The sequence below is a fragment of the Aeromicrobium sp. YIM 150415 genome (genome assembly GCF_016918125.1).
GTDB classification, from domain to species: domain Bacteria; phylum Actinomycetota; class Actinomycetes; order Propionibacteriales; family Nocardioidaceae; genus Aeromicrobium; species Aeromicrobium piscarium.
The window spans coordinates 346,330-369,712 of record NZ_JAERWM010000011.1 but is presented as its reverse complement, the minus strand read 5'-3'; the positions used below and the strand labels follow the sequence as shown (position 1 = coordinate 369,712).

The following is a 23,383-nucleotide window of genomic DNA, read 5'->3' as shown; positions in this document are numbered from 1 at the left end:
CGACTCGTGCCACTCGACCGAGGAGAGACATGCCGACGGACGCCCCCACGATCGACGCCTCCTCCCGTGAATCCGCGTCCGAGACCGTCTCCGATACGAAGGCCCAGCAGAGGGCCGACGCTCAGTCCCTCAAGGACCTGATGAGCCCGGTGTCCTCGAAACTGTCGATCGGGCGACTCCTGGCGGCGATCTCCGGCATCCTGGCCGTTGTCCCGTACATCGCCTTGGTGCACATCGGCGATGCGCTGCTCGGCGCCGCCCGTGAAGGGAGCGCCGTCGACGCCGATGAGGTGGATCGGTGGCTGCGCATCCTGTTGATCACCTTCGCGCTCCGACTCCTCGTCTACTTCGTCGCGCTGCTCATCACGCATCTGGCCGATATCGAGCTCGGCCACCTGATCCGCCGGCGCATGATCCGGCGCTTCTCACGGGTGCCACTCGTCTGGTTCACCTCCACCAACTCGGGGCGTGTCCGCAAGGCGCTGCAGGACGACATCGGCACCATCCACCAGCTGATCGCACATCGACCGGTCGAGGTCACCAACGCGGTCGTCATGCCCGTCGCCCTGATGATCTACGCGTTCATCATCGACTGGCGGCTCGGCCTGCTCGCGATCGCGACACTGCCGCTCTACGTCGCGGCGATGGCCTTCTCGATGCGGGGCATGGGCGAGAAGACCGTGCAGATGGACAAGAGGCTCGGCATCGTCTCGGCCCGTATGGTCGAGTTCGTCACCGGCATCACGGTGGTGAAGGCCTTCGGCCGGGTCGGCCGTGCCCACCGTGCCTACCAGCACGCCGCCGAGGAGTTCCACGACTTCTACTACGCGTGGGTGCGTCCGTTGATCACCGTGAGCGCGCTGGGCAACTCCCTGCTCGCCGTGCCCCTGATCCTGCTGGTCAACATCGGCGGCGGCACCTGGCTGGTGCACCAGGGCTGGGTCACCGCCCCCGACGTCCTCGCGACCTCGCTGATCGCCCTGCTCGTCCCCTACGGCCTCGAGATCCTGATGGGATCGATGTGGGCCCAGCAGATGGCCGGCGCATCGGCCCGCCGCCTGACCGATCTGCTCGAGACGCCGGTCCTCGACGACGAGCCCGACCCCGTGGTCCCCGACGGACACGAGGTCGTCTTCGACCGGGTCAGCTACGCCTACGGATCGGACGAGCACGCCGAGCTCGCCCTCGACGATGTCTCGTTCACGCTGCGTCAGAACACGGTGACGGCACTGGTCGGTCCATCCGGATCGGGCAAGTCGACCATCGCCACCCTGCTCGCACGTTTCGACGACCCCCGTTCGGGGCAGATCCGCCTCGGCGGTGCTCCCGTGAGCCGGATCGAGGACCTGTACACGCATATCGGCTTCGTGCTGCAGGATCCTCAGCTGCCCTCGATCAGCATCCGCGACAACATCGCGCTCGGCCGGCCCGACGCCACCGACGAGCAGATCCGCGAGGCCGCCCGCGCCGCCCGCGTCCTCGATGAGATCGACGAACTGCCGTCCGGCCTGGACACGGTGTACGGCGCGGACACCGGACTCTCCGGCGGCCAGGCGCAACGCATCGCCATCGCCCGAGCCATCCTGGTCGACGCTCCCGTGCTCATCCTCGACGAGGCCACCGCTCTCACCGACCCGGAGTCGCAGCATCAGATCCAGCAGGCGCTGTCCGACCTGGCGCGGGACAGGACGGTCCTACTCGTCGCCCACCGCCCCGAGACCATCAAGGGCGTCGACCAGATCGTCCTCGTGGAATCGGGTCGCGTCGTCGCGACGGGCACCCATGACGAGCTGATGGACCACACCGGATACTCCCGACTCTGGGAGTCGACCACAGCCACCCTCGGAGGTGCCGAATGACGCTGCCGCTGATCGACATCCTCCCCCGCCTCCGGCGCATGATCTCCGAGCCCGAGGCGCTGCGCCCGGCGCTCGTGGTCGCCGCGCTCAGCGGACTGGTCGAGGGGCTCGCCCTGGCGGCGCTTCTCCCGGCGATCAGCTCGCTGGCCTCCGGCGACCCTGTCTGGGGTCTACGCATCGGCGGATGGCTCGTGGTCCTGGCCGTACTGGCGGTCACCTGCTTCGGTTTGCACTACCTACAAGAACGACGCACTTACGCCGTGGCCCTGGACTTCCTGCGCAGCATCCACCGCCTCGTCGGCGATCGGGTGTCCAAGCAGCCGTTGGGCTGGTTCGCCCGGCCCCTGTCCGGGAGGCTGTCCCGGATGGTCTCCGCCGAGCTGATGTCCGCCGGCGAGATCTTCGCCCATATGATCGGGCCGCTCATCGCGCGATTCACCGCGGCAATCGTGATCGTCATCGCGGCATGGCTGTGGAACCCGCTGCTGGGCCTGGCCCTGACGATCGCCGCCCCGGTGTTCGTGCTCATCACGCTGATCTCCACCTCCTTCATGCGGCGAGGCAGCGAGATCCACGAGCCCGAGGAGGTGAACCTGGCGGGCCGCATCGTGGAGTACGCGCAGTGCCAGGGCGCGCTCCGCTCCTGTGGCCGCAGCGGCGACTTCCCACCGCTGAGCACGGCCCTCGAGCACACCCGCTCGGCCAAGACCCGAGCTCAGTGGATCGAGACGGCCGGCCTGCTGCTGAGCGGCATGGTCACCCAGGGCGTGGTCGTGGTGCTGATCGGGGTGTCCGGCTCGCTGGCGGTGTCGGGATCGTTGGAACCGATACCGGCGCTGGCCTTCATCGGCCTGGCGTTGCGGTTCACCTCCACCTTGTCGACCATCACCGAGAGTGCGATGGCGCTGGAATCACGGCGCCCCCTGCTCGACGCGATCGACGAGGTGCTCACCGCCGAGCCGCTACCTGAGCCGCCGTCGGCCAGCGCGCTGCCGGCACCGGGGAGCATCGAGCTCGACGATGTCACCTTCGCGTACGGACCCGGCGTCGAACCGGTCCTCCAGAATGTGTCGCTGTCCGTGCCGGCGGGCTCGATGGTCGCTCTCGTGGGACCGTCGGGCAGCGGCAAGACCACCATCGCTCGTCTGGTCAGCCGCTTCTACGATGTCGACTCGGGCACCGTGCGCGTCGGCGGACTGCCGGTCGCCGAGCAGACCACCGAGCAGCTGATGGGTCAGCTGTCCATGGTCTTCCAGGACGTCTATCTGTTCGACGACACGCTGGAGGCGAACGTCGCCGTCGGGCGCGAGGGGGCGAGCCGGCAGGAGGTCCGCGAGGCCGCCGACCTGGCCGGCGTCACCGAGATCGCCGAACGGCTGCCCGATGGCTGGGAATCGCGGGTCGGCGAAGGCGGCCGGGCACTGTCCGGTGGCGAGCGGCAGCGGGTCGCGATCGCCCGCGCCCTGCTCAAGCGGTCGCCGATCGTGCTGCTCGACGAGGCCACCTCCGCGCTGGACGTGGAGAACGAGGCCAGTATCGTCGCCGCCGTCGAGCGGCTGCGTCGGCAGGCGACGGTCCTGATCATCGCGCACCGCCTGGACACCATCGCGGCGGCCGACCAGATCGTCGCCCTCACCGAGCAGGGCGGCGTCGAGGCGCAGGGCACCCATGACGAGCTGCTCGCGGCCGGCGGCACCTATGCCCGTTTCTGGGACCGGCTCCATCGGGCCCAAGGCTGGCAGCTCACCCGATCGTGATCCGATAACCTGGATCGATGCATGATCCGTCAGCGACACCTCCGAGACGGATCCCGGCCGGGGGCCGGAAGGTCGGCCGCAAACCGGCCTTCACCGCCGACGACGTGGTGGCCGCGGCCGTCGCCGAAGGAGTCGACCGTTTCACGCTCTCGGCGGTCGCCGAGAGACTGGGTGTGGTCACCGCCGCGATCTATCGGCTGTTCGGTTCGCGCGAGGATCTCGTGACCGCCTGTCTGGACGCCGCGGGAGCGACGATCGTGCTGCCCGAGCCCGCCGCCTCCTGGCGTGACACCTTGCGCAGGTGGGCGGACGAGTGCTGGCGGGTCTGCGAGGACTATCCGGGACTGAGCCGCCTCGTGTACGCCTATCCGGCCGCGCCCACCCGCATCGAGAACGTGTTCAAGGCGTATGCGGACCACCTCGCCGCACAGGGCAAGACCCCACGACAGGCGATGTTCGCGCTCGACTTCATCGGCGACACCGTCTTCGCCTCCCACCTCGGCGTGGAATCCATGCGCGCTGTCGACGAGGACGGCCGAACGGGGCTGGACACCGTGCGGGACGCGATCGGGGAATCCGGGTCGCCGCTCCATCCGGAGGAGTCCTGGACCACCCGGAAGGCCATGGACACCAAGATCGAGTTCATCCTCACCGGGCTGGAGCAGAACTGGCCCGAGTTCTGACGGAGCGTCGAGCACCGGCTCAGGCCGGTGCCCGTCCGGTCCAGAGCAGGGCGGGATGGACGGTGAAGGCATCCGGATCGGCGCCGATCCAGTCGTCGTTGCCCGGGTCGAGCAGCTCCTCGGCGCGAGCGACGTCCTCCTCGCTCATTCCCGCCTCCTGGCCCCGAGCGGCGACGGCATGGCGCATCTCCGGCCAGACGATCCGTTCCATATAGGTCCGGGCGGGGGTCTCGAGGGCGGTCGAGGCTGCGAGGGGGAATGCCGTCACCGTGATGTCGGCCAATCCCGCCTGCCGCATCCAGGCGCCGAGACGCTCGGCGTGGGTCGGCCCGTCGTCGGGAAGACCCCAGGTCAGCTCCGAAGCCGTCCGGATCAGCCGTTCGAGCCGCGAGTGCCCCGGGAGCATCATCGACTGGTAGTAGTTCGTGGTGAACAGTGCGAGAGTGCCCCGCGAAGCGAGTGCGTCGCCGAGCTCTCGCACCACCGCCGCGGGGTCGTCGAAGGTCGCCGGCCAGATGACATCGGACGACCAGATCAGGTCGTAGACGCCACCGGACCGCGAGGCATCGGCCGCCACGTCGCGCAGGTCGGCGACGCGCAGCTCGATCGACGATCGATCGCCCACCCATGCCCGCGTCGTCTCGATGGCCCGCTCATCGGCGTCGAGGGCCAGAACCCTGCCCTCGGGGCCCGAGGCCTCCGCCCGCCGCGCGAGCTCCGGCAGCGCTCCCCCGGCGCCGGTGCCCGCGTCGAGCACCCGCAAGGGGCGACCGGGGTCTGCCAGGCTGATCGACGCCACCGCAGCCTCGACCGCCGGGGCGGTGAACTCACGGTTCGTGATCAGGTAGTCCACGTAGCCGCTGGTGTCGGGTCCTCGGTCATCGTCGGTCGTCATGCGCGTCCCTTCCTGATCACCGCGGAGCGACATCGGTCGCCGCCCCGTCGAGTACGTCCGATCGGTTCGAATGCCGATGCCATCGGCGCGGCATCAGCCCGTGCCGCGGCGCGAACAGCCAGGCGAGCAGGAACACCGCGGTCAGCACCAGGACGATCGTGCCGCCCGTCGGGGTGTCCCAGGTCCACGAGACATAGAGTCCGACGAATGCGCCGAGCGCCCCGACGACCGGCGCGAGCGTCATCATCACGCCGAGTCGGTCGGTGAGCAGTCGAGCGGTGGCTGCCGGTGTGATGAGCAGCGCGAGAACGAGGATGTTCCCGATCGTCTGCACGCTGATGACCACCGCGAGCGTCACCAGCACATAGAGGGTGAGGTCCAGCCAGAACACCCTGAGCCCGAGGGCACGGGCCATCTCCCGGTCGAGGGTCACCGCCACGAACTCCTTGTGCAGGCCGAAGGCGATGCCGAGGACCACGAGACCCATCAGCGCCACGACGACCAGGTCCGAGTCGGGGATCCCGGTGATGGATCCGAACAGGAACTGCTGCAGCGAACCCGCGTAGCCCGGGGCTCGGGAGATGATGACGATGCCGAGGGCGAAGGCCGCGACGAAGAAGATCCCGATGATCGAGTCCTCCTTGAGCCGCCGGTTCTGCGAGAACGCCGCGACGAGGATCGCCGTGATCACGCCGGCCACCGTCCCGCCGACGATGAGATTGCCGGAGATCACGAAGGCCACCGCGAGGCCGGGGAACACCGCGTGCGCGACCGCATCGCCGATGAAGGCCATACCGCGCAGCACCACATAACAGCCGATCACGCCGCAGACGATCGACGCCATGACCGCGATCGCGAGCGCCTTCGCGAGGAACGCCAGATCGGGATTGAACAGATCGGTGAAGAACTCGACGATCGACATTCAGGCCGCCTTCACGATCTTCAGCAGCGGATTGGTCGCGCTGACCCCGAAGGCTCGCATCCACACATCGTCATCGCGCAGCTCGTGCGGACGGCCGCTGGCGACCACCCGCCGGTTCAGCAGCGCCAGCCGGTCGCAGGAATGCAGCGCTCCGGCGATGTCGTGGGTCGTCATCAGCACGGCGTGGCCCTCGCGCGCCAGCGAGACGAACAGATCGGTCAGGAGCTCGACGGTCGGCATGTCCAGGCCGGTGAACGGCTCGTCGAGCAGCAGCACCGACGGCTCCCCGGCCAGGGCCCGAGCGACCAGCACACGCTGGCGCTGGCCGCCCGACAGCTCGCCGACGGGACGCGTCCGCAGCTCGGACATCCGTACCCGGTCGAGCGCTTCGGCGACGGCGCGCCAATCACTCTCGCCCGGTCGGCGGCCGAGGCGCAGTCCACCGGTGCGGCCGGTCATCACGGTGCCCTCGACGGAGATCGGGAAATCCCAGGCGAACTCGTGCCGCTGCGGCACGTAGCCGATGCCCGTCCGTCCCGCCCTGGCTGGACGACCGCCGACGAGGATCCGGCCGTCGGACGGTCGCAACAGCCCGAGCACGGCCCGCATCAGGGTGGTCTTGCCCGCCCCGTTGGGACCGATCAGACCGACCAGCTCACCGCGATCGACGCTCAGCTCGGCACCAGACAGCACACGCCGACCGCCCAGGTCCAGATGGAGGTTCTCGACCTGGAGGGCCGCTGTCGATGCCGTCATCGATCCGACCCGTCCCTGCCCGCGAGCGCCCGCCGTTTGGCCCGCCGGCCGCGGATCAGGCTGAGGACCACAGCGAGTGCCAGCAGGAGCACGACCACGACGGCCAGCGCGGCCCACCAGAGGAGCGCAGGAACGGCCGGATCGGAGTTCTCCTGCGCCTCGTCACCGCCGGTGTCGTGAGCGGTCGTCTCATCGGGCTCGGCCGCGAGCGCCTCGTCCACATCGGTGTCGTCACCGACGGCGAAGCGGACGTACCGGGTGTCCTCGACTCTGTCCCCGTCGACAAGGTCGGCGGTCGCGGTGAGCTCGACGAGGTAGACGCCGGGCTCGGTGAACACCCAGTTGGCATGCGTGTGGGTGTTGACGTCGACCCACAGGTCCTGACCCGGGGCCTCTCGCGAGTCCCACAGCACGTCCGGGTCGCCGAAGCCGCCGGCCTGCAGATAGACCAGGAGCTCACCCGGGCCGGTGACATCGCCCATCGTCAGGGTGACCCCACGATCGACGCGGCTCATCACCTGCGGGTCCTGGGTGTTCCAGCCCAGCCACACGACCTCGGGATTCTGCGTCTGCGGGACCACATGCACCTGGGCACCGGGGTCGACGCCGAGGAAGGAGTAGGCCTCGTCCTCGGGCACCGTGAGCTGACCGGCATCGAGCACGCGCATCACGGTGCGGTCGAGGGGTCGCCATACCGAGCCCTCCACCGCGGTGTCGTCGTGGACCATCAACGTCCAGGTGCCGTCGGAGAAGCGCGGCCCCATGTCGACGTGACCGGCATCCAGTGCGACCTCGTCGGTCGCCACGTCCTGGTCGGGGTCGATCCGCTGCTCCAGCTCCGGATCGTCCTGCTGGTCGTCCTGCGGATCCGCGTGGACCGGACCCGCGCAGATCAGCGCGCCGATCACCAGGGTGCCGGCGAGGGCCGCGCCGATCCGGCGGAAGTGGCTACTCGTGCGCATGGGAGTGTTCGCTCTCGCTCTCTCGGGGGTGCAGATCGGACTCGGGCAGGCCTCGGGTGAGGCAGGTGAAGAGGGAGTCGGCGTTGAACCGCATCATCGACACGTAGTCGGTGATCTCGTCGTCGAAGGCGTCGCCGTAGATGTCGCAGACCTCGATCTCGTTCTCGGCGGCCACCTCGGTCAGCACCGAGGAGCGCGCCCTGAGGTTCGGCTCCAGGAACACCGCCGGCACCTGGAGCGTCTCGATCGTGCGCGCCAGTCGGCGGCGCTCGACCAGCGAGGGCTCGGTGGCTGGATTGGGCGTGACGAAGCCGGCCACGTCGACCCCGTATGCCGCGGCGAGGTAGCCGAACGCGTCGTGGGTCGTGATCAGGTGGCGGCGCTCGGGCGGGATCCGGGAGATCGTCTCGCGGACGTAGGCGTCGAGCTCATCGAGCTGATCGATATACGCCTCCGCGTTGGCCCGGTACTCCGCCGCGTTCTCCGGATCGGCGCCGACGAGCGTGTCCCGGATGAGTTGCACATAGGCGATGACGTTGCGGACGTTCTGCCACAGGTGCGGGTCGATCTCGCCGTGCACATGCTTGCCGAGGACCGCCTGCGGCAGCTGGTAGATCTGGGTGCCGGGCTTGCCCAAGAACCGATGGCCCTCGCCTTCGGGGATCTCGTCGATGGCCTTGTTCGGGACCTCGATGACGATGTCCTCGGCGGCGAGCTCCTCCTGTGTGTGCTCACCACCGCCCTCGGGGTCGTACAGCGCGTAGACCTCGGAGCTGTCGAGGTCGACGGTGAGGTCGGCGTGACCCTCGTCGAGGATCGTCTGACCGTCGCTGGCGGCCTCGTCCGCGGACACGCCGACGGCGAAGGTGAAGGTGGACTCACCGACGGGCACCGAGCGTGACTCGGAGTCCACCTTGAGTCGTGCGGCCAGCGTCAACGTGTAGATGCCCGGCTCGGTGAACACCCAGGACATGTGGGTGTGCGCGTCGGCCGGCAGCGTGGCGGTGTCGTCGCGGTAGCCGTCACCTGAGTCGAAACCGTCGGAGGAGTCGAAGTAGATCTCGCTATCACCGAAGGTCCCGGTGAGGTAGCCGTAGACGTCGCCGGGACCGCTCGCGTCGGTGGCGCTCAACAGCACCTGCGAGGACCGATCGGCACCGTACTGGTGGCCGTCTCCTCGCGCCCGCAGGCCGAGCCAGATGGTGTCCAGATTGGGGTTCTCGACGAGCTGGATCACCTCGGCCGCGTACTTGACCGCGTCCTCGGCGAGCGAGATGTTCGGCACCTCGTCACGCAGATTGGCGTCCAGCGTCCTGATGACATTCTGTTGCTCGAGCAGCATGTAGTTGCTGAAGGCGACCTCCGCATACACGACGTCACGGGCGCTGCGCAGCGTCGGCTCGAAGCTGTGGGGGTCGGCCCCGTCGGGGATGATCGAGGTCGCGTTGACCCGATCACCCCCGACATGGGCCACCAGATCGCGCAACAGACCGGTGGTGGTCACCACCTGCAGGCGATCGTCATGGGTGGAGAGCCCCGATGACGGCGCGCACCCGGCCACTGCCGTCGCCCCCAGGAGGGCACCGGTGAGCAGGCCGAGCCCGCGCCGCCACCGCATCAGCGACCGGCGCCCACGAAGCGTCGGGAGGCGACCACCGCGGCGCCACTGCCCGCGAGCAGGATGCCGAGCAGCAGCAGCTCGCCGGAGTTCTCCGGCGCACCCGCCTTCGGCAGGACGCAATCGCTACCGCCCGATGCCTTCGGCGCGCTCTCGGCCTTGGGCTTGTCGCCGTCCTTCGCCGCATCGCCGGCCTTGGGCTTGTCACCCTCCGCGTCGTCGCCGTCAGCGATCGACACAGTGTCGGCCATCGGCAGCGTGACCGTCATGAGCGCGGGCATGGTGACGCCCTCGTCCATGGCGGAGGCACCCGAGGTGCCGCCCGAGCCGACCTGGAAGGTCAGCGTCGCCGACTCCGAGACCTGCCCACCGGAGTTCAGCGTGGCCGACAGCGTCATCGACACCTGGTAGGTGCCGGGCTCGGTGAACGCCCAGTTGCCGTGTTCGTGCACGTTGAGCGGCACCTCGAAGGATGACGGGAATCCGTCCAGGTCGCCGAACTTCTTCTGGCCGACGCCTCCGAAGGAGTCGTTGAGATAGACGCCCAGCTGTCCGGGGCCGTCGACTCCGTCGAGCGTGAAGGTCACCGGCCCGGCGACCTCGGAACGCACGGTCTCGTGCTGGGTGTTCCAGCCGAGCCAGGGCACGTCCGCGATCTGCGTCTGGGGAACCATCCAGACCGTGTCGCCGGGCTCGCCGAGGAACGAATATGCCTCGGCATCCGGCACCTGCATCTCCGCCGCCGCGCCCAACTGGAAGATCCGCGACGAGGGATCGACCCATTCCGGCGGCTGGGACCTGTCGTCCTTGACCCGCGGAAGCAGCGCGCCGTCCTCGATGATCGGACCGAAGTCGAAGTGACCGTCGGACACGGTCTGGGCCGCGCCGCCGGATCCACCGCCGGTGCCGGAGCGGTCTCCATCGCCATCAGCTCCGCCGCCGGAACCCCCGCGTGTGCCGCCGGCGGCGATGCACGGGTCGATAGCCTTGGGAGCCGAGCCGCCACCGATTCCGCCGGGTCCGGTACCGCCGGGAACATCGCTGCCCGGATCGCCGGCGCCTGGGTCATCGGTACCCGGATCATCGCTGCCCGGGTCATCAAGGCCTGGGTCATCGGTACCCGGATCATCGGTACCCGGGTCGTCATTGCCTGGGTCATCGGCGGCCTCGACCGTGAACGGTCCCCAGCCGACGAGCTCTCCCTCGGCGTCGTAGACGGCGAGCTTGTGGTCGCCCTCGTCGAGATCATCGGGAGTCGTGACTCCGGTGATCTCGCCGGAGGCATCGAGCCGGGCCCACGACGTCTGCTGCGGGTCGGAGTAGACGACGGGCATCAGCCAGTCGCCCTCGGCGGCGCCGGGGACCGAGACGGTCACCTCGTCGCCGGCCTCGACAGTCGACGGGGCGACGCTCACGTCGTTGCGGTTGTCCTCGACGAGGTCATCATCGGTCAGCAGCAGCTCCTCGTCCAGATTCTGTCCGGGTGCGTCGACGCACGGACCGACGAGGAAGGTCAGGGTGTCGGTGCTGGTGACCGTCTCCCCGGACGTGAGGGTGGCCGCATGGGTGGTCGTGACCTTGTACGCGCCGGGCTCGGTGAAGGACCAGTTGCCGTGGGCGTGCACGTTCGACGGGATCGAGAGCTCCTTGGGCCAGTCGTCGGCCGTGCCGAGCACCTTGATCAGGTTGCCGAAGCTGCCCGTCTGGAAGATGAACAGCTCACCGGGCCCCTCGACCTCGTCCAGCGTCCAGCTCGTCGGACCGTCGATAGCGGCGCGAGCCGTCTCATGCTGCGTGTTCCAGCCGAGCCACGGCACACCGGGCTCCTGGGTCTGACCGATATTCCAGACCGTCTCCCCGGGCTCCCCGAGGAAGGAGAAGGCCGGGCTGGCCGGGACTTCCATCTCCGCGGTCTCGTCGAGACGGAACAGCAGCTCGTCGGCCGGACGCCACGTGGCGGGGGTCGCACGGTCGTCCTTCACGCGCGAGATCAGGTCACCGTCCTGGACTTGGACGCCGAAGTCGAAGTGGCCGTCGCTGACCTCCTCGGCGTCCTCGGACACCTCGATGCCGAAGCAGGGCTCGATCTTCGTGCCGTCGCTCCGCGATGCGGGCGCGGCCGCCGGGGCGGAGGCTGCGGCGCGGGGCTGATCGACGCGAAGCTGCGGTGCCGGCTCAGGTTCCGCAGCGGGAGCGGCCTCGGGAGCCGGCGCCGAGGAAGGCTCAGGTGCCGGCTCCACGCTCGGCTCCGTGACCTCGATGCGGTACTCGGCCATCGGGCCGGTCACGACGCCCTCAGCCGTGTGCAGCCGTGGCACGACCTCGAGTACGTAGTCACCGGCTTCGGTGAAGGACCACGCGGTGTCCTCCTCGGCCGGGACATCGAGGACGACACTGTCCACCTGTGCGCTGTCGAAGCGCAGCTGTGCGGAACCGTTCTCGTCCTCGGTCTCGATGGCGACATCGCCCGGGCCGTCGACGCCGATCTCCAGCGACAGCGACTCCGCCCCGCTCGCCGCGGCGAGCTCGGTGTTCCAGGACAGTGCGGGAAGACCCTCGACCGGATCGGTGCCGACCCGGTAGCCGCCGTCGCCGGTGAGCGCCGCGTCGCCGTCGACCCGGATCACGACATCGGACGGTTCCCATGCCACCACGCGATCGGCCGCCAGACCGGTCCCGTCGCGCACCTGGAGCACCGGGACGCCACCGTCCGATGCCACGTCGAACACGCCGATCTCACCACGATCGAGGACGAGCGTCGTCGCCGCGGCCGGGGCCAGCCCGCCGAACGTCAACGCTCCGAACACGACCATGGCGAGAAGCGTTGTGAGCTTCTTCATCTTCTCGCCTTCCACGCGAACACTGTTGGATGAGAAAACGATAACAGTTCTCATTATCGTTTAAGCGAGGACCCTCACGACGGCGCTCACTCACTGAGCCGGCGATGACGCTGCAGACGTCGAAACCCCGCGGCCGATGTCGTGTTGCGGACAGAAGCACGCAGCGCCACCTCCAGACGGGCGCGCACCACGGCCGCGTCGAACCGCATGCCGATCGCGACGAGTCCGCCTGAAGGCCCCGGCTCGGGCGCAGGAGCGACGTGCACCTGATGGCCGACGACGTTGACGAGATAGCGCCGGGCCCGATGCCGGGTCCGGATACTCACGCAGCCCTTGATCCGATAGACCCCGGCGGGAGGCGACTCCAGGAGATCGATCACCGCACCGGCCTCGACCGGAGCAGTCGCCGGCACGGTCACGGCGACGGCGTGCTCGTGTGCGGCGGCACCGTCGACCCGAGCGAGAGCCGCCAGCGGAAGCTCATCGACCGGATCCTCGTCGGAGGCGGCGTCGAACACGAGCGAGGGATCGATGCGCCCTCGCTCGGCAGTGAGGATCGGAACATCCGGATTGCTCGCGCGGATCCGGGTCGCCAGCGCTTCGAGCGCCTCCTCCCGCTCGCCCGCCGGGACCCGGTCGGCCTTGTTGATGACCACGAGCGAGGCCGCCTGGTAGCGCATCGGCGGAAGTGCTCCCGTGTCCACGGTGTGCCGATGCTCGAGAGCATCGACGACGTCGACCATCCCGCCGGGTCGGGCATGGGCCGCACCGCTGAACCGGATGAGGCGGGCGAGCGCCAAGGGCTCGGCAGCACCGCTGGCCTCGATGATCACGGCGTCGAGCCGCAGCCGCGGGCGCGTCAGCCGCTCCAGTGCATCGTCCAGACCACCGGCATCGGTGAGACAGCACAGGCAACCACCGGCGATGGAGGCGGCCTCGTCGACCTGCCCGCTCACCAGCGCGGCGTCGACGTTGATCGCGCCGAAATCGTTGATGACGACGCCGATGCGAGCGCCCGGCCGGGCGAGCAGATGATTGAGGAGCGTCGTCTTGCCCGCACCCAGATATCCCGTGAGGCCGATCACCGGGACCTGTCGCACCGTCACCGCGTGAGCAGCCAGAACGTGCTCTCGCCCAGCCGCTGCAGCCGGGCGCCGACCTGCTCGGCCTCCTCGGAGACCCTCGCCGGATCGGGGTGGTGGAACTCATGCTCGACGGTGTCCTCGACCAGGACGCGTTCCCTCTCGAGGGTCAGATAGCTCATGCGCCACCGCATCCGGTCCTCGTCGACCGGCCAGGCCTCGGCAATGGCCCGGTACGTCAGGTCACCGATGTCGGCGACGGTGAACTCGAAGGGCTCGACCCGCTGTGGACGCGCGGGCGCCTGAAGGTCGAACAGCGCGGCACCGCCGACCGGGAGACGATCGGCGATCTCGGCGATCACCGCGGCGCGCTCGCCGGGATCGAAGTGGCCGAGCACGCCCAGAGCGATCGCGCCACCGAGGCGGTCAGGCAGCGGAGCGGAGAAGAAGTCCTCGGGACGGACCGTGACCCGGTGGTGCCGATCGGGCCGCGCCGCGAGTTTGTCCAGGATGAGCGCACGCATCGTGGCACTCGGCTCGATGGCGAACACGTGCGCCTCGGGAACCCGGTCGAGCACGGCCATCGTGTTCAGACCCGATCCGGCACCCAGATCCAGTACCGGGCCGGCTTCTGGACGGAGAGCCGCCAGCAGCGACTCCAACGCCGCCAGCTGGGCGGGTCGGTAGCTCGCGGCCATCAGATCGTAAAGGCCGGCCGTCGCGGCGTAGCGGTCGGAGATGTCGCTCATGCACTGACCATACATGAGAGTCATTCTCATTTATGAGCACTACGGGACATCCCTGGATAAACATATTGCAATTTGTTTATATGTGTGCTGAACTGGAGTCGTGCACGAGAGGACCGGACTGACCGAGACAGCGCAACTGTTCAAGGTCCTCGGCAACGAGTCCCGGCTGCGACTGTTGCTGTTGCTGAGCGAGGAGCCGATGACCGTCGGCGCCCTCACCGAGGCGACCGGCATGTCGCAGCCGCTGGTGTCCCAGCACCTGCGGACCCTGCGCCATGCGGGTGTCGTGGTGGCCACGCGCGACGGCAAGGAGGTCAGCTACGACCTCGCCGACGCACACGTCTCCCACGTCATCGCCGATGCCCTCACGCACGCCCGCGAACCCCTCGCGGCCGACGATGCCGCGGACCGATGAGAAAGGCAGTGATCCCCATGACCCACACCGACACCCGAGCCGAGCACACCGTCGCCGAGCACCAGCACGGCGAGACGTGCGGACACGAGGCCGTCCAGCACGACGACCACGTCGACTACCTCCACGACGGGCATCGGCACGCCCTCCATGAGGATCACTACGACGAGCACTGAGCGCACAGCAGGCGGAGGGCCCCGGCATCACCACGACGCCGCGGCCCTTCCTCGCCGGTTGACGCCGCCCCGGGAATATGTTCTGATTAAGCAATCAGTTAATTAAGGAGTTGCTTCAATGAGGGCCACCGACCGTCTCAGCCTGGTCTTCGGCGCACTGAGCGATCCGACCCGGCGTGACATCGTGACGCGCCTGTCGCACGCGTCGACCACCGTGGGCGAGCTGGCCGGTGAGTACCAGATCAGCGCACCCGCGGTCTCCCAGCACCTCAATGTGCTGGAGCGGGCGGGACTCGTCACGCGGACCACGCGCGCACAGTGGCGCACGGTCGCGCTGCGCACCGAACCGCTCGACGAAGCCGCCGACTGGGTCGAACGGCACCGCCGGGACTGGAGCGAGCGACTTGACGCCCTCGAGGACTTCCTCGACACCACGAAGGAGCACGGCGATGACCACACCTGAGTTCACCCTGACCCGCACCCTCGACGCACCCGTCGAGCGCGTCTGGGAGGCCTGGACGAATCCGGACCACCTGGCGCGCTGGCATCACCCCGTCGGCGTGAGCACTCCCCGCGAGACCGTCAGCGTCGATCTGCGCGAGGGCGGTTCCTATGCCTACACGATGGTCGTCGACGAGACCGGCGAGACCTACCCGACGGCCGGCACCTACCTGACCGTCGAACCCCCACACCGGCTGGTCTTCACCTGGGGCGCGCCGGACACCCCCGCGGACGACCAGCCGGTCGTCTCCCTTTCGCTGGATACCGCCGGGGAGAGCACGGCGTTGACGCTGCACGTCCGCGGGATCGCCGGCGAGCCCGGCGACGACGACGTCTACGACGGCTGGAACGAGGCCCTCGACTCGCTCGAGACCCACGTCAGCGCCTGATCGCCCCTAGGATCTGACACGGCGCATCCGCGCCACCGAGGAGGAACGATGCCGTACTTCCGCACTGAGTTCTGGAGCGCCGACGGCCGCAACACCGGCATCGAGGTCCCAGAAGAGGTCGTCACCGCCTTCGGCCGGGGTAAGCGCGTGCCGGTCGTGGTGACGACCAACGAGAAGGTGCTCGCGGCGTTGCGCCACAGCGCTTGACCTGGCCCTCGCGCCCGGCGGCGGTAGGCCATCAACCCCACATCGACCCGATGACGTTGATAGCGCACCGTCAGCGGCCGTGAGAGTTGATGGCCTACCGCTAGGGGGCGAGGGCACCTCGTGGGGCGTCAGACGGTGAAGTCGACCCCCTGGGCGAGCGGGAGCTCGCCGGAGTAGTTGATGGTGTTGGTCGCCCGGCGCATATAGGCGCGCCAGGCGTCCGAGCCGGACTCCCGGCCGCCGCCGGTCTCCTTCTCGCCGCCGAAGGCACCGCCGATCTCCGCACCGGACGTACCGATGTTGACGTTGACGATGCCGCAGTCCGAGCCCTCGTCCGACACGAACAGCTCCGCCTCGGCCTGGTCCCGGGTGAAGACCGACGATGACAGCCCCTGCGGGACGTCGTTGTTCAGCGCGATCGCCTCGTCGAAGTCGTCATAGGGCAGCACGTACAGCAGCGGCGCGAAGGTCTCGGACCGGACGATATCGGTCTGGCCCTTCATCGACACGATCGCGGGCTCCGCGTAGTAGGCGTCCGGGGCCGCCTCGGCCAGGACCCGCGAGCCGCCGGCCACCAGGGTGCCGCCGTCCGAGGTCGCCGTCTCGATCGCAGCGCTCATGGCGGTGTACGCGGGCTCGCCGATGAGCGGGCCCACCAGGGTGCCGTCGGCCGTGGGGTCGCCGATCGGCAGCCGGCCGTACGCCTCCGCGAGCCGTTCGGTCAGCTGATCGGCGACCGACCGATGGGCGATGACACGGCGCATCGTGGTGCAGCGCTGTCCGGCGGTACCGGCGGCGGAGAACACGATGCCGCGCAGGGTCAGGTCGAGGTCGGCAGAGGGCGTGACGATCGCCGCGTTGTTGCCGCCGAGCTCCAGCAGGGAGCGGCCGAAGCGGTTCGCGACCCGCGGGCCCACGGCGCGGCCCATGCGCGTCGAGCCCGTGGCGCTCATCAGCGCGACGCGGGGATGAGCCACCAGGGCCTCGCCGATCTCGGGACCGCCGACGACCACCTGGCTGACCGCCGGAGGCGCGCCCGCTTCACGCAGCGCGCGGTCCAGCAGTGCCGCGCTCGCCCATGCCGTCAGCGGCGCCTGCTCCGACGGCTTCCAGATCACCGTGTCGCCGCACACCAGCGCGATCGCGGTGTTCCACGACCACACGGCCGCTGGGAAGTTGAAGGCGCTGATGACGCCGACGACACCCAGCGGATGCCAGGTCTCCATCAGCCGGTGACCAGGCCGCTCTGAGACCGAGGTCCGCCCGTACAGCTGGCGCGAGAGGCCCACCGCGAAGTCGCAGATGTCGATCATCTCCTGCACCTCGCCCAGCGCCTCGGAGGTGATCTTGCCGACCTCCAGGCTCACCAGCGTGCCGAGATCGGCCTTGTGCTCGGTCAGCAGCTCGCCGAGGCGCTTCACGACCGCCCCCCGCGCCGGGGCCGGCGTGCGACGCCACTCGAGGAAGGCCTCGTGCGAGCGCGTAACCACCGCGTCGATCTCGGCGACGTCGTTCCAGCGGACGCCCCCGAGCGAGGCGCCGTTGATGGGTGAGCGGTGCACGCCGTCGCCCGCGAGCGCCTCGACGTCCACACCGCATCGGCGGGCGGCGTCGAGCGCCTGCGGTCCGAGAATCTCCGGGCCGGGGATCTGGGTACGGGACATGGGGTTCATCAGCTCCTCGATGCGGGCGGTGTCCCGATGGTCGGTTGCATCTGCCACCGGGGAAGCTCCTCCATCCTTTCTTGAGCTAACGGCTCCTGTCGATTGCTTTAAGGACTGCTAACAGCAGACAATGTCACATGCCCTCCGCTCGGTCGCTCGACGCCACTCGCCTCGCCACGCTCGTCCATGTGGGGCGGCATGGGAGCATCAGCGCCGCGGCGCGCGTACTGGGACTCACGCCGTCCGCGGTGAGCCAGCAGATGTCGGCCCTGGAGTCAGAATGCGGCGTGCCCCTCATCGAGCGTCGCGCCAAGGGCGTCGCCCTCACTGATGCCGGGAGGGTCCTGCGGCGGCGGGCCGAAGAGGTCGTCCGCGTCATGGAGACCGCCGCCACGACGATGGCTCAGCTCCACGGGGAGGTCGCGGGACAGGTCAGGATCGCGAGCATCGGCTCCGCGGCCGCCTATCTCCTGCTCCCTGCCATCTCCCTGTTACGACGGAACGCCCCCGAGGTCTCGATGCATGTCAGCATCCTCGAGCCCGATGCCAGCATCGACGCCCTCCTCGAGGGTCGACTCGACCTGGCCGTGATCGACACCTACGATCACGTGCCCGTTCCGCTGCCCTCGGACCTGGTGGCTGACGATCTCGTGACCGAACCCCTGGTGCTGGTGAGCGCGCGCGAGGCCGAGCTCCCCGTCGAGCCTCGCCTGAGCGAGCTTCGCGATGCCGACTGGGTGCTGCCACCGGACGCCGCGGCCTGCGGTGCCGCCACGCGCTACGCCTGCCGGATGGCGGGCTTCGATCCACTCGTCCGCTGGGAGACCGATGACCTCCTCCTCCTGGTCGCTGCCGTCTCCCGCGGCGAGGGGGTCGCTCTGCTGCCCCGGCGCGCGATCGCCGACTCCGTCGCCCCGGTGTCGATGCGTCGGCTCGCCGAGCCGACGCTGCGCCGCCGCATCTCGGTGGTCTCCCGGTTCGGGACGGCGAGCCGCCCGGCCGTCGACATCTGCCAGCAGGCACTGCGCGAGATCGCCAGGAGCACCGAGCATCTGTCGCGGCTGCCAGCGGAGGTCCCGCCGCGTTAAGCACCGGTTCATCGTCTTGCTCCTCCCAGCCTCCACACAGCACCCTGGTCGCAGATCCGGCACGTGCGGACGACGAGACCACTGGAGAGGACCCCTCGACGTGAGAGAGCAGCGACCCACGATGCGTCGACGCGGGACCACCCCTCGGCGTTCATCGACCGAGCGCGCGTTCAGAGCATGATCAATCCGGTTCACCTGCAGACCCTGCGGGCCGTCATCGCCGCCGATTCCTTCGCTGACGCCGCCCGGGCGCTGGGGTACACCGCCTCGGCGGTCTCCCAGCAGATGGCCGCCCTGGAACGCCGTGTCCGCCAACCGCTCTTCATCCGCGAGCCCCAGCGGATCCGCCCGACCCCCGCGGCCATCCTGATCGCCGAGCGCGCCGGCGCGGCCCTCTACGAGCTCCGGTCCCTGCACGACGATGTCGCGCGCCTCGAAGGAGGCACGCTCGGCACCCTGCGCATCGGCAGCTTCCCTACGGCGAGTGAGCGCCTCCTCCCCCGCGCACTGTCATCGCTGCGCCGGACACACCCCGATCTGCACGTGCATCTCGACGAGGGTGAGCCCGACGACCTTCTCGGCATGCTCGACGCCGGTGAACTCGACGTGGTCATCGCGTATCGCTATGCCACCGTCCCCACGAGATGGCAGCGGCGACATCACGTCACTCCGGTGCTCGACGAGGCGCTGCTCCTGCTCACCGCCGACCCGGCGCCGGCGGACGCGGACGGGATCGAGGATCTGACGACCTTCGCCGACGCCACCTGGGTGACGACCCGGCAGGGGACCGCCGGCGCGGCCTCATTACAGCGGCTCTGCACCGACGGCGACTTCGAGCCCGATATCGCGTATCGCAGCAACAACTACGCGACGGTGCACGGACTGGTGGCAGCCTGCCTCGGGACCGCCGTGATCCCCGCCCTCGGCCACCGGCCCCAGCCCGGCATCACGGCCATCCCGGTCCGCGCACCCAAGGCCCGGCGTTCGGTCGTCGCCGTGCGCTCACCCGTCGTACCCGAGCCGCTGTGGAACGCCACACACGCGGCGCTTCGTCGTGCGGCTCACGCGGTCCTGGCGGAGTCACCCGGACTCTCGATCCCCACGAGGTGACGGGCCGGGCTCCGCGACCTTCAGCTCGCCTCAGCGCCGCGCGAGCTCACGGAGCACGGCCTCGCGCGAGGCCTCGCTCTCGGCGCTGTAGAGCTCCTCCGGTAGACGGACGTCGCGTCCGATCTGCCGCGACATCCACGCGGCATCTCGCTCCGCGCCGCCCTGGCCGGTGTCCATGCTGCCGCTGCCGGAGAGATTGGAGGCGAAGATCCCCGCCGCGGACCGCGGGAGGAAATCCTCGTACACGATCGGCTCGAGATCGACCCATCCGTCGTCCACGAGAGCCTCGAAGGTCGAGGGAACGGGACCCTCGGGGATCTCGTCGCGGAGACGGTAGGTGAAGAACGCCAGTCCTCGCTGCCAGAGCTCGTGCTCTGTTCGCGGGATGTGCTCGGCCCAGACCTGCGCCGCGATCTCCTGACGGGCCGCATCGGGCCGCTCGGCGCAGCGCCGATCGACCTCGGCCACGGCAGCGTCGTACACATCGCGCCCCTCGGGCGTGAGCGCGATCCCCCGCGCCTCCACCTCGCCGAAGCGGACCCGCAGCTCACCCTCGCCCACCGAGCCGTCCGGCTCGCGGAACACCCGCGGCTCGGACAGCGCGCGGAAGGAGGTCTGCCGCAGCAGCAGGTCCGGCCCCTCCCACCGCGGCGGTCCCTGGATGCGGTCGATCATCTCGATGCCGCGTTCCTCCATGCTGCGATAGAGGTCATCGATGTCGAGCACACGAGGCGTCAGGTGGTTGATGTGGGTCGTCGTCACGCCGCCGATATCGGCCGCCACCCCCGATATCCGCTCCAGCTCGCCGTACCAGGCTCGGTCGACCGGATCATCGGACAGGGCGAAGGACGCGGACGCCAGTTCCAGGAACCGGTCCGCCGAGGGCGCATCGAGGCCCTGCTCAACCTCCGCGCGATCCGCGAGCTCCAGCAGTTCCTCGGGAAACAAGCGTCTGGCCTCGATGAATCCTCTGAGCCGCTGTTCGAGATCCTCGTCGAAGAACCGGCGATCTTCGGGAACCAGCATCGAGGTGAACACCCGGAACGGGTTGGCCGCCAGCTCGTCACGCTCGGTCGGCCGGAACGCGGTAGACACGACGGGAATGGGCTGCGGGGCCGCATCGCGCAGATCGTAGAAGCCGGTCGGATACATCCCGAGCGCCCCGAACACGCGCGCGACCTGAGCGAGCTCGACGGGACTCCCGACCCGGATCGCTCCATGGCGCTCGGCGGTGACGCGATCGATGCTGCCGAGACGCTGCGCCGTCTCGGGATCTCGCTCCATGGCACGCCTGTTCACCTCCTGCGAGACCTCGACGAGGGTGGTGTAGGCGGGGACCTCCGTGCCGTAGAGCTCCGAGAGTCGCGCCGCGAAGCGGGCACGGAGTGTGGTCGCGTCGACGAACGTGCTGGTCATCTGGTTCACCTTTCGATCACGGGCGCGGAAGCTGTCCACGCAGTCGCATGGCGGTACGGACACGGTCCTGCGCGAGCTCCCGGGCGGCCACGTGGCTCGTCGTGCCTCTCCGCGCGGCCTCTTCGAGCACCGTGACCGCATTGGCGCGCATCTTCGACGAGATCATCGTGAACACGTCCGATGGATCGACGGGGAACGGCGAGTAGCGCGCATCCATCGAGTGAGCCGCGGCGATGATGCCGCCGGCGTTGGCGATGAAATCGGGGACGACCGCGACGCCCCGCTCGTGCAGGACCTTGCGGGCGGCGTCGTCGGTGGGGAGGTTGGCCCCCTCCACGATGAGCTTGGCCGATGTCGTTCCCGCGAGCTCCTCGCCGATGACGTCCTGCAGGGCGGCCGGCACGAGGATGTCGGTGTCGACCGTCAGCACCTCCCCGGGGCTGCCGTGCGACCCGTAGTGCACGACGCAGTCCTCGCCGAACTCGGTTCGCAGGGCGGCGAGCCGGGCGACATCCACCCCCTCCGGGTCGGTCACGGTGCCGCGGGCCGTGGCCGCGGCGACCACGACCGCCCCCAGCTCGACGAGTCGTTCGGCGGCAGCCTGGCCGACCGCCCCGAATCCCTGCACGGCCACGCGCGCCCCTCGCATCGGCAGTCCCGCGAGCGCCGCGGCGGCATCGGCGGCCTCGGCGACGCCGTAGCCGGTCACCCCGAGCTGGTCGTACGGCAGGCCTCCGAGCGCCCGCGGGAGGCCCACGGCCGCCCCACGATCGCCGAGCTCGTCGAGGAAGATCGCGGCATCGCGCTCGGTCAGGCCCATGTCCAGTCCGAAGGCGTATTCGGCGGGCACCTCGTTCGCGAGGGCACGAGCGAAGGCCCGCAGGATGCCCTCCTTGTCCGGAGAGCCCGGATCGCCCAGAATCCCGGCCTTGGCGCCCCCGTGGAAGAGGTCGACCGCGGCCCATTTCCAGGTCATCGCCCGGGCCAGCCGCGCCACCTCGCCGACCTGCAGCGTCGGACTCATGCGTGTTCCGCCCTTGCCGACGCCGCGGGCGGTGTTGTCGATGACCAGGACCCCCTTCATGCCCGTCCGGCGGTCGCTCACGCAGAGGACCTTCTCCGGCCCCCATTCGTCCATCAGATCGAAGGTGTCGTTCATCCTGGTGTCGCTCCTCATGCTGATCCGGCTGGTCTCACTCCATCGTGGTTCCGCGACTGGCCCGGAGCCAGAGCGAGAGGACGACCGTGCCGAAAGCTAGGACCAGCGATTCTGTGGCTCGGCGTGCTCCTCCGCGGAGGGATTCATCGAGGGGGACGCAGCACCACCTTGAGCCGACCGGGTGCGGGTGTCGCATAGCACCAGTAGGCCTCCTCGACGTCGTCGAGCGCGAACTCGTGGGTCACGTAGCGGTCGGCGAGCTCCGGGCTGGCCAGCAGATACTCTTGTGCGCCGGCCAGATGTCGCTGCCAGTCCTGTGTGGCCCCGGCCGACATCGTCAGGTTCTTGCGGAAGAAGGAGCGCATGGGCACGACATAGTGGTCCTCGGGAAGACCGAACACCAGGACGTGTCCGTTGCGCTCGACCGCGTCGATCGCCCACCCCACGACCTCCTGTCGATGCCCGATGCAGTCGATCACCAGATCCGGACGGCCGTCCGGCAGCTCACGGCTCCAGGCGGAGACCTCCGACCGCACCGTCTCGTCGAAACCGAAGCTCGCCGCCTCCGCGCTGCGATCGATGCGATCGACACCCGTGACGCGCGCCGCGCCCCGTCGCCGGGCCACGTGACCGAACAGCAGGCCGAGCGGACCGAGCCCGAGCACGCTGACACGTCGGCCGGCGAGGTCCGGAGCGGACTCCAGCGCGCTCAACACCGTCGACAGAGGCTGCACCACGGTGGCGTGAGCGTCGCTCAGCGCATCGTCGACGGGGATCATATATCCCGCGGGATTGGCGATGAGCTCGCTGAGCCCCTTCGACTGAGCGACGATCCCGACGACCCGCTGACCGGGACGGAGCCGATCGGACCGGCTCGCCTCGACCCGGCCCACCAGCTCGTGCATCGGCACACCCGGCAGTCCGGTGTACGGGTTGTCGGGGTCCATGACCCCGGCGAACTTCGGCAGATCACTGCCGCAGATGGCCCCGGCGGCGAAGCGCACCAGGACATGGTCATCGGGCAGGTTCTCCGGAACCGGCGGGTCGACCTCTAGCCGTTCGAAGCGGTGAGGTCCGGGCTGTCGGTAGATCCACATCCTCAACTCGCCTCCCTTGCGATTCGACGCACGGGGCAGCG

22 protein-coding genes are annotated in these 23,383 nt (G+C 69.3%); 10 read left to right on the top strand and 12 right to left on the bottom strand.

Annotated elements, in window-relative coordinates; all coding sequences use genetic code 11:
• Positions 1-29 precede the first annotated feature (29 nt).
• From JL108_RS09290 to JL108_RS09280, 3 genes are read left to right on the top strand one after another with little or no spacing between them, the layout of a single operon-like run.
• Positions 30-1,859: an ABC transporter ATP-binding protein gene (locus JL108_RS09290; RefSeq protein ID WP_205198025.1), complete on the top strand. Its 1,830-nt coding sequence runs from the start codon at positions 30-32 to the stop codon at positions 1,857-1,859.
• Entirely contained in the window at positions 1,856-3,616 is a 1,761-nt protein-coding gene (locus JL108_RS09285; protein ID WP_205198024.1) for an ABC transporter ATP-binding protein, read from the top strand. Before JL108_RS09290 ends, JL108_RS09285 begins: the two co-directional genes overlap by 4 nt.
• 17 nt (positions 3,617-3,633) lie before the next feature.
• Positions 3,634-4,299, top strand: a complete 666-nt coding sequence (locus JL108_RS09280) for a TetR/AcrR family transcriptional regulator (protein ID WP_205198023.1) — start codon at positions 3,634-3,636, stop codon at positions 4,297-4,299.
• A 19-nt stretch (positions 4,300-4,318) separates the two neighbouring features.
• On the opposite strand, the gene JL108_RS09275 is transcribed toward JL108_RS09280, so the two are convergent.
• The 8 genes from JL108_RS09275 to JL108_RS09240 all read right to left on the bottom strand — a co-directional run bounded on the left by JL108_RS09275 (position 4,319) and on the right by JL108_RS09240 (position 14,123).
• Positions 4,319-5,194, bottom strand: coding sequence for a trans-aconitate 2-methyltransferase (locus tag JL108_RS09275; protein ID WP_205198022.1), 876 nt, complete (start codon positions 5,192-5,194; stop codon positions 4,319-4,321).
• Positions 5,195-5,210: 16 nt separating this feature from the next.
• Positions 5,211-6,116 (bottom strand): anchored repeat-type ABC transporter permease subunit, encoded by a 906-nt coding sequence (locus JL108_RS09270; protein ID WP_205198021.1) that lies wholly within the window; start codon positions 6,114-6,116, stop codon positions 5,211-5,213.
• Positions 6,117-6,872, bottom strand: a complete 756-nt coding sequence (locus JL108_RS09265) for an anchored repeat-type ABC transporter ATP-binding subunit (protein WP_205198020.1) — start codon at positions 6,870-6,872, stop codon at positions 6,117-6,119.
• On the bottom strand, positions 6,869-7,834 hold the full coding sequence (locus JL108_RS09260) for a choice-of-anchor M domain-containing protein (protein WP_205198019.1): 966 nt from the start codon (positions 7,832-7,834) through the stop codon (positions 6,869-6,871). Before JL108_RS09260 ends, JL108_RS09265 begins: the two co-directional genes overlap by 4 nt.
• Positions 7,821-9,452, bottom strand: coding sequence for an anchored repeat ABC transporter, substrate-binding protein (locus JL108_RS09255; protein ID WP_205198018.1), 1,632 nt, complete (start codon positions 9,450-9,452; stop codon positions 7,821-7,823). Before JL108_RS09255 ends, JL108_RS09260 begins: the two co-directional genes overlap by 14 nt.
• A complete protein-coding gene (locus JL108_RS09250; RefSeq protein ID WP_205198017.1) occupies positions 9,452-12,292 on the bottom strand; it encodes a TIGR03773 family transporter-associated surface protein in 2,841 nt (946 codons plus the stop codon). Before JL108_RS09250 ends, JL108_RS09255 begins: the two co-directional genes overlap by 1 nt.
• An 86-nt stretch (positions 12,293-12,378) precedes the next feature.
• Positions 12,379-13,398, bottom strand: coding sequence for a GTP-binding protein (locus JL108_RS09245; protein ID WP_307837230.1), 1,020 nt, complete (start codon positions 13,396-13,398; stop codon positions 12,379-12,381).
• Positions 13,395-14,123, bottom strand: coding sequence for a trans-aconitate 2-methyltransferase (locus tag JL108_RS09240; protein WP_205198016.1), 729 nt, complete (start codon positions 14,121-14,123; stop codon positions 13,395-13,397). The genes JL108_RS09245 and JL108_RS09240 overlap by 4 nt, the downstream gene beginning before the upstream one ends.
• A gap of 100 nt (positions 14,124-14,223) precedes the next feature.
• On the opposite strand from JL108_RS09240, the gene JL108_RS09235 reads away from it, so the two are divergent.
• The 5 genes from JL108_RS09235 (at position 14,224) to JL108_RS09215 (ending at position 15,808) form a co-directional block, all read left to right on the top strand.
• Positions 14,224-14,538: a helix-turn-helix transcriptional regulator gene (locus JL108_RS09235; RefSeq protein WP_205198015.1), complete on the top strand. Its 315-nt coding sequence runs from the start codon at positions 14,224-14,226 to the stop codon at positions 14,536-14,538.
• Between the two features lie 17 nt (positions 14,539-14,555).
• The gene (locus JL108_RS09230; RefSeq protein WP_205198014.1) at positions 14,556-14,711 is read left to right on the top strand and encodes a zinc transporter permease; all 156 of its coding nucleotides are present in this window, start codon (positions 14,556-14,558) and stop codon (positions 14,709-14,711) included.
• A gap of 118 nt (positions 14,712-14,829) precedes the next feature.
• Positions 14,830-15,174, top strand: a complete 345-nt coding sequence (locus tag JL108_RS09225) for a helix-turn-helix transcriptional regulator (RefSeq protein ID WP_205198013.1) — start codon at positions 14,830-14,832, stop codon at positions 15,172-15,174.
• Positions 15,161-15,601, top strand: coding sequence for an SRPBCC domain-containing protein (locus tag JL108_RS09220; RefSeq protein ID WP_205198012.1), 441 nt, complete (start codon positions 15,161-15,163; stop codon positions 15,599-15,601). The genes JL108_RS09225 and JL108_RS09220 overlap by 14 nt, the downstream gene beginning before the upstream one ends.
• A 48-nt stretch (positions 15,602-15,649) precedes the next feature.
• Complete coding sequence (locus JL108_RS09215) at positions 15,650-15,808, top strand: DUF1905 domain-containing protein (RefSeq protein WP_205198011.1); 159 nt, start codon at positions 15,650-15,652, stop codon at positions 15,806-15,808.
• A 128-nt stretch (positions 15,809-15,936) separates the two neighbouring features.
• Here JL108_RS09215 and JL108_RS09210 read toward each other — a convergent pair whose 3' ends face one another.
• Positions 15,937-17,529: an aldehyde dehydrogenase family protein gene (locus JL108_RS09210; RefSeq protein WP_307837229.1), complete on the bottom strand. Its 1,593-nt coding sequence runs from the start codon at positions 17,527-17,529 to the stop codon at positions 15,937-15,939.
• Positions 17,530-17,609: 80 nt separating this feature from the next.
• Here JL108_RS09210 and JL108_RS09205 point away from each other — a divergent pair, with 80 nt between their 5' ends.
• Both JL108_RS09205 and JL108_RS09200 read left to right on the top strand, forming a co-directional pair.
• The gene (locus JL108_RS09205; RefSeq protein ID WP_205198010.1) at positions 17,610-18,560 is read left to right on the top strand and encodes a LysR family transcriptional regulator; all 951 of its coding nucleotides are present in this window, start codon (positions 17,610-17,612) and stop codon (positions 18,558-18,560) included.
• A 177-nt stretch (positions 18,561-18,737) separates the two neighbouring features.
• Complete coding sequence (locus JL108_RS09200; RefSeq protein ID WP_205198009.1) at positions 18,738-19,670, top strand: LysR family transcriptional regulator; 933 nt, start codon at positions 18,738-18,740, stop codon at positions 19,668-19,670.
• A 30-nt stretch (positions 19,671-19,700) separates the two neighbouring features.
• Here the strand turns inward: JL108_RS09200 and JL108_RS09195 are convergent, their stop codons facing one another.
• The 3 genes from JL108_RS09195 to JL108_RS09185 form a co-directional block, all read right to left on the bottom strand.
• Positions 19,701-21,086: a VOC family protein gene (locus JL108_RS09195; RefSeq protein ID WP_205198008.1), complete on the bottom strand. Its 1,386-nt coding sequence runs from the start codon at positions 21,084-21,086 to the stop codon at positions 19,701-19,703.
• A 16-nt stretch (positions 21,087-21,102) separates the two neighbouring features.
• On the bottom strand, positions 21,103-22,245 hold the full coding sequence (locus JL108_RS09190; RefSeq protein WP_205198007.1) for a Glu/Leu/Phe/Val dehydrogenase: 1,143 nt from the start codon (positions 22,243-22,245) through the stop codon (positions 21,103-21,105).
• A gap of 143 nt (positions 22,246-22,388) precedes the next feature.
• Positions 22,389-23,342: a zinc-binding dehydrogenase gene (locus JL108_RS09185; protein ID WP_205198006.1), complete on the bottom strand. Its 954-nt coding sequence runs from the start codon at positions 23,340-23,342 to the stop codon at positions 22,389-22,391.
• Positions 23,343-23,383 lie beyond the last annotated feature (41 nt).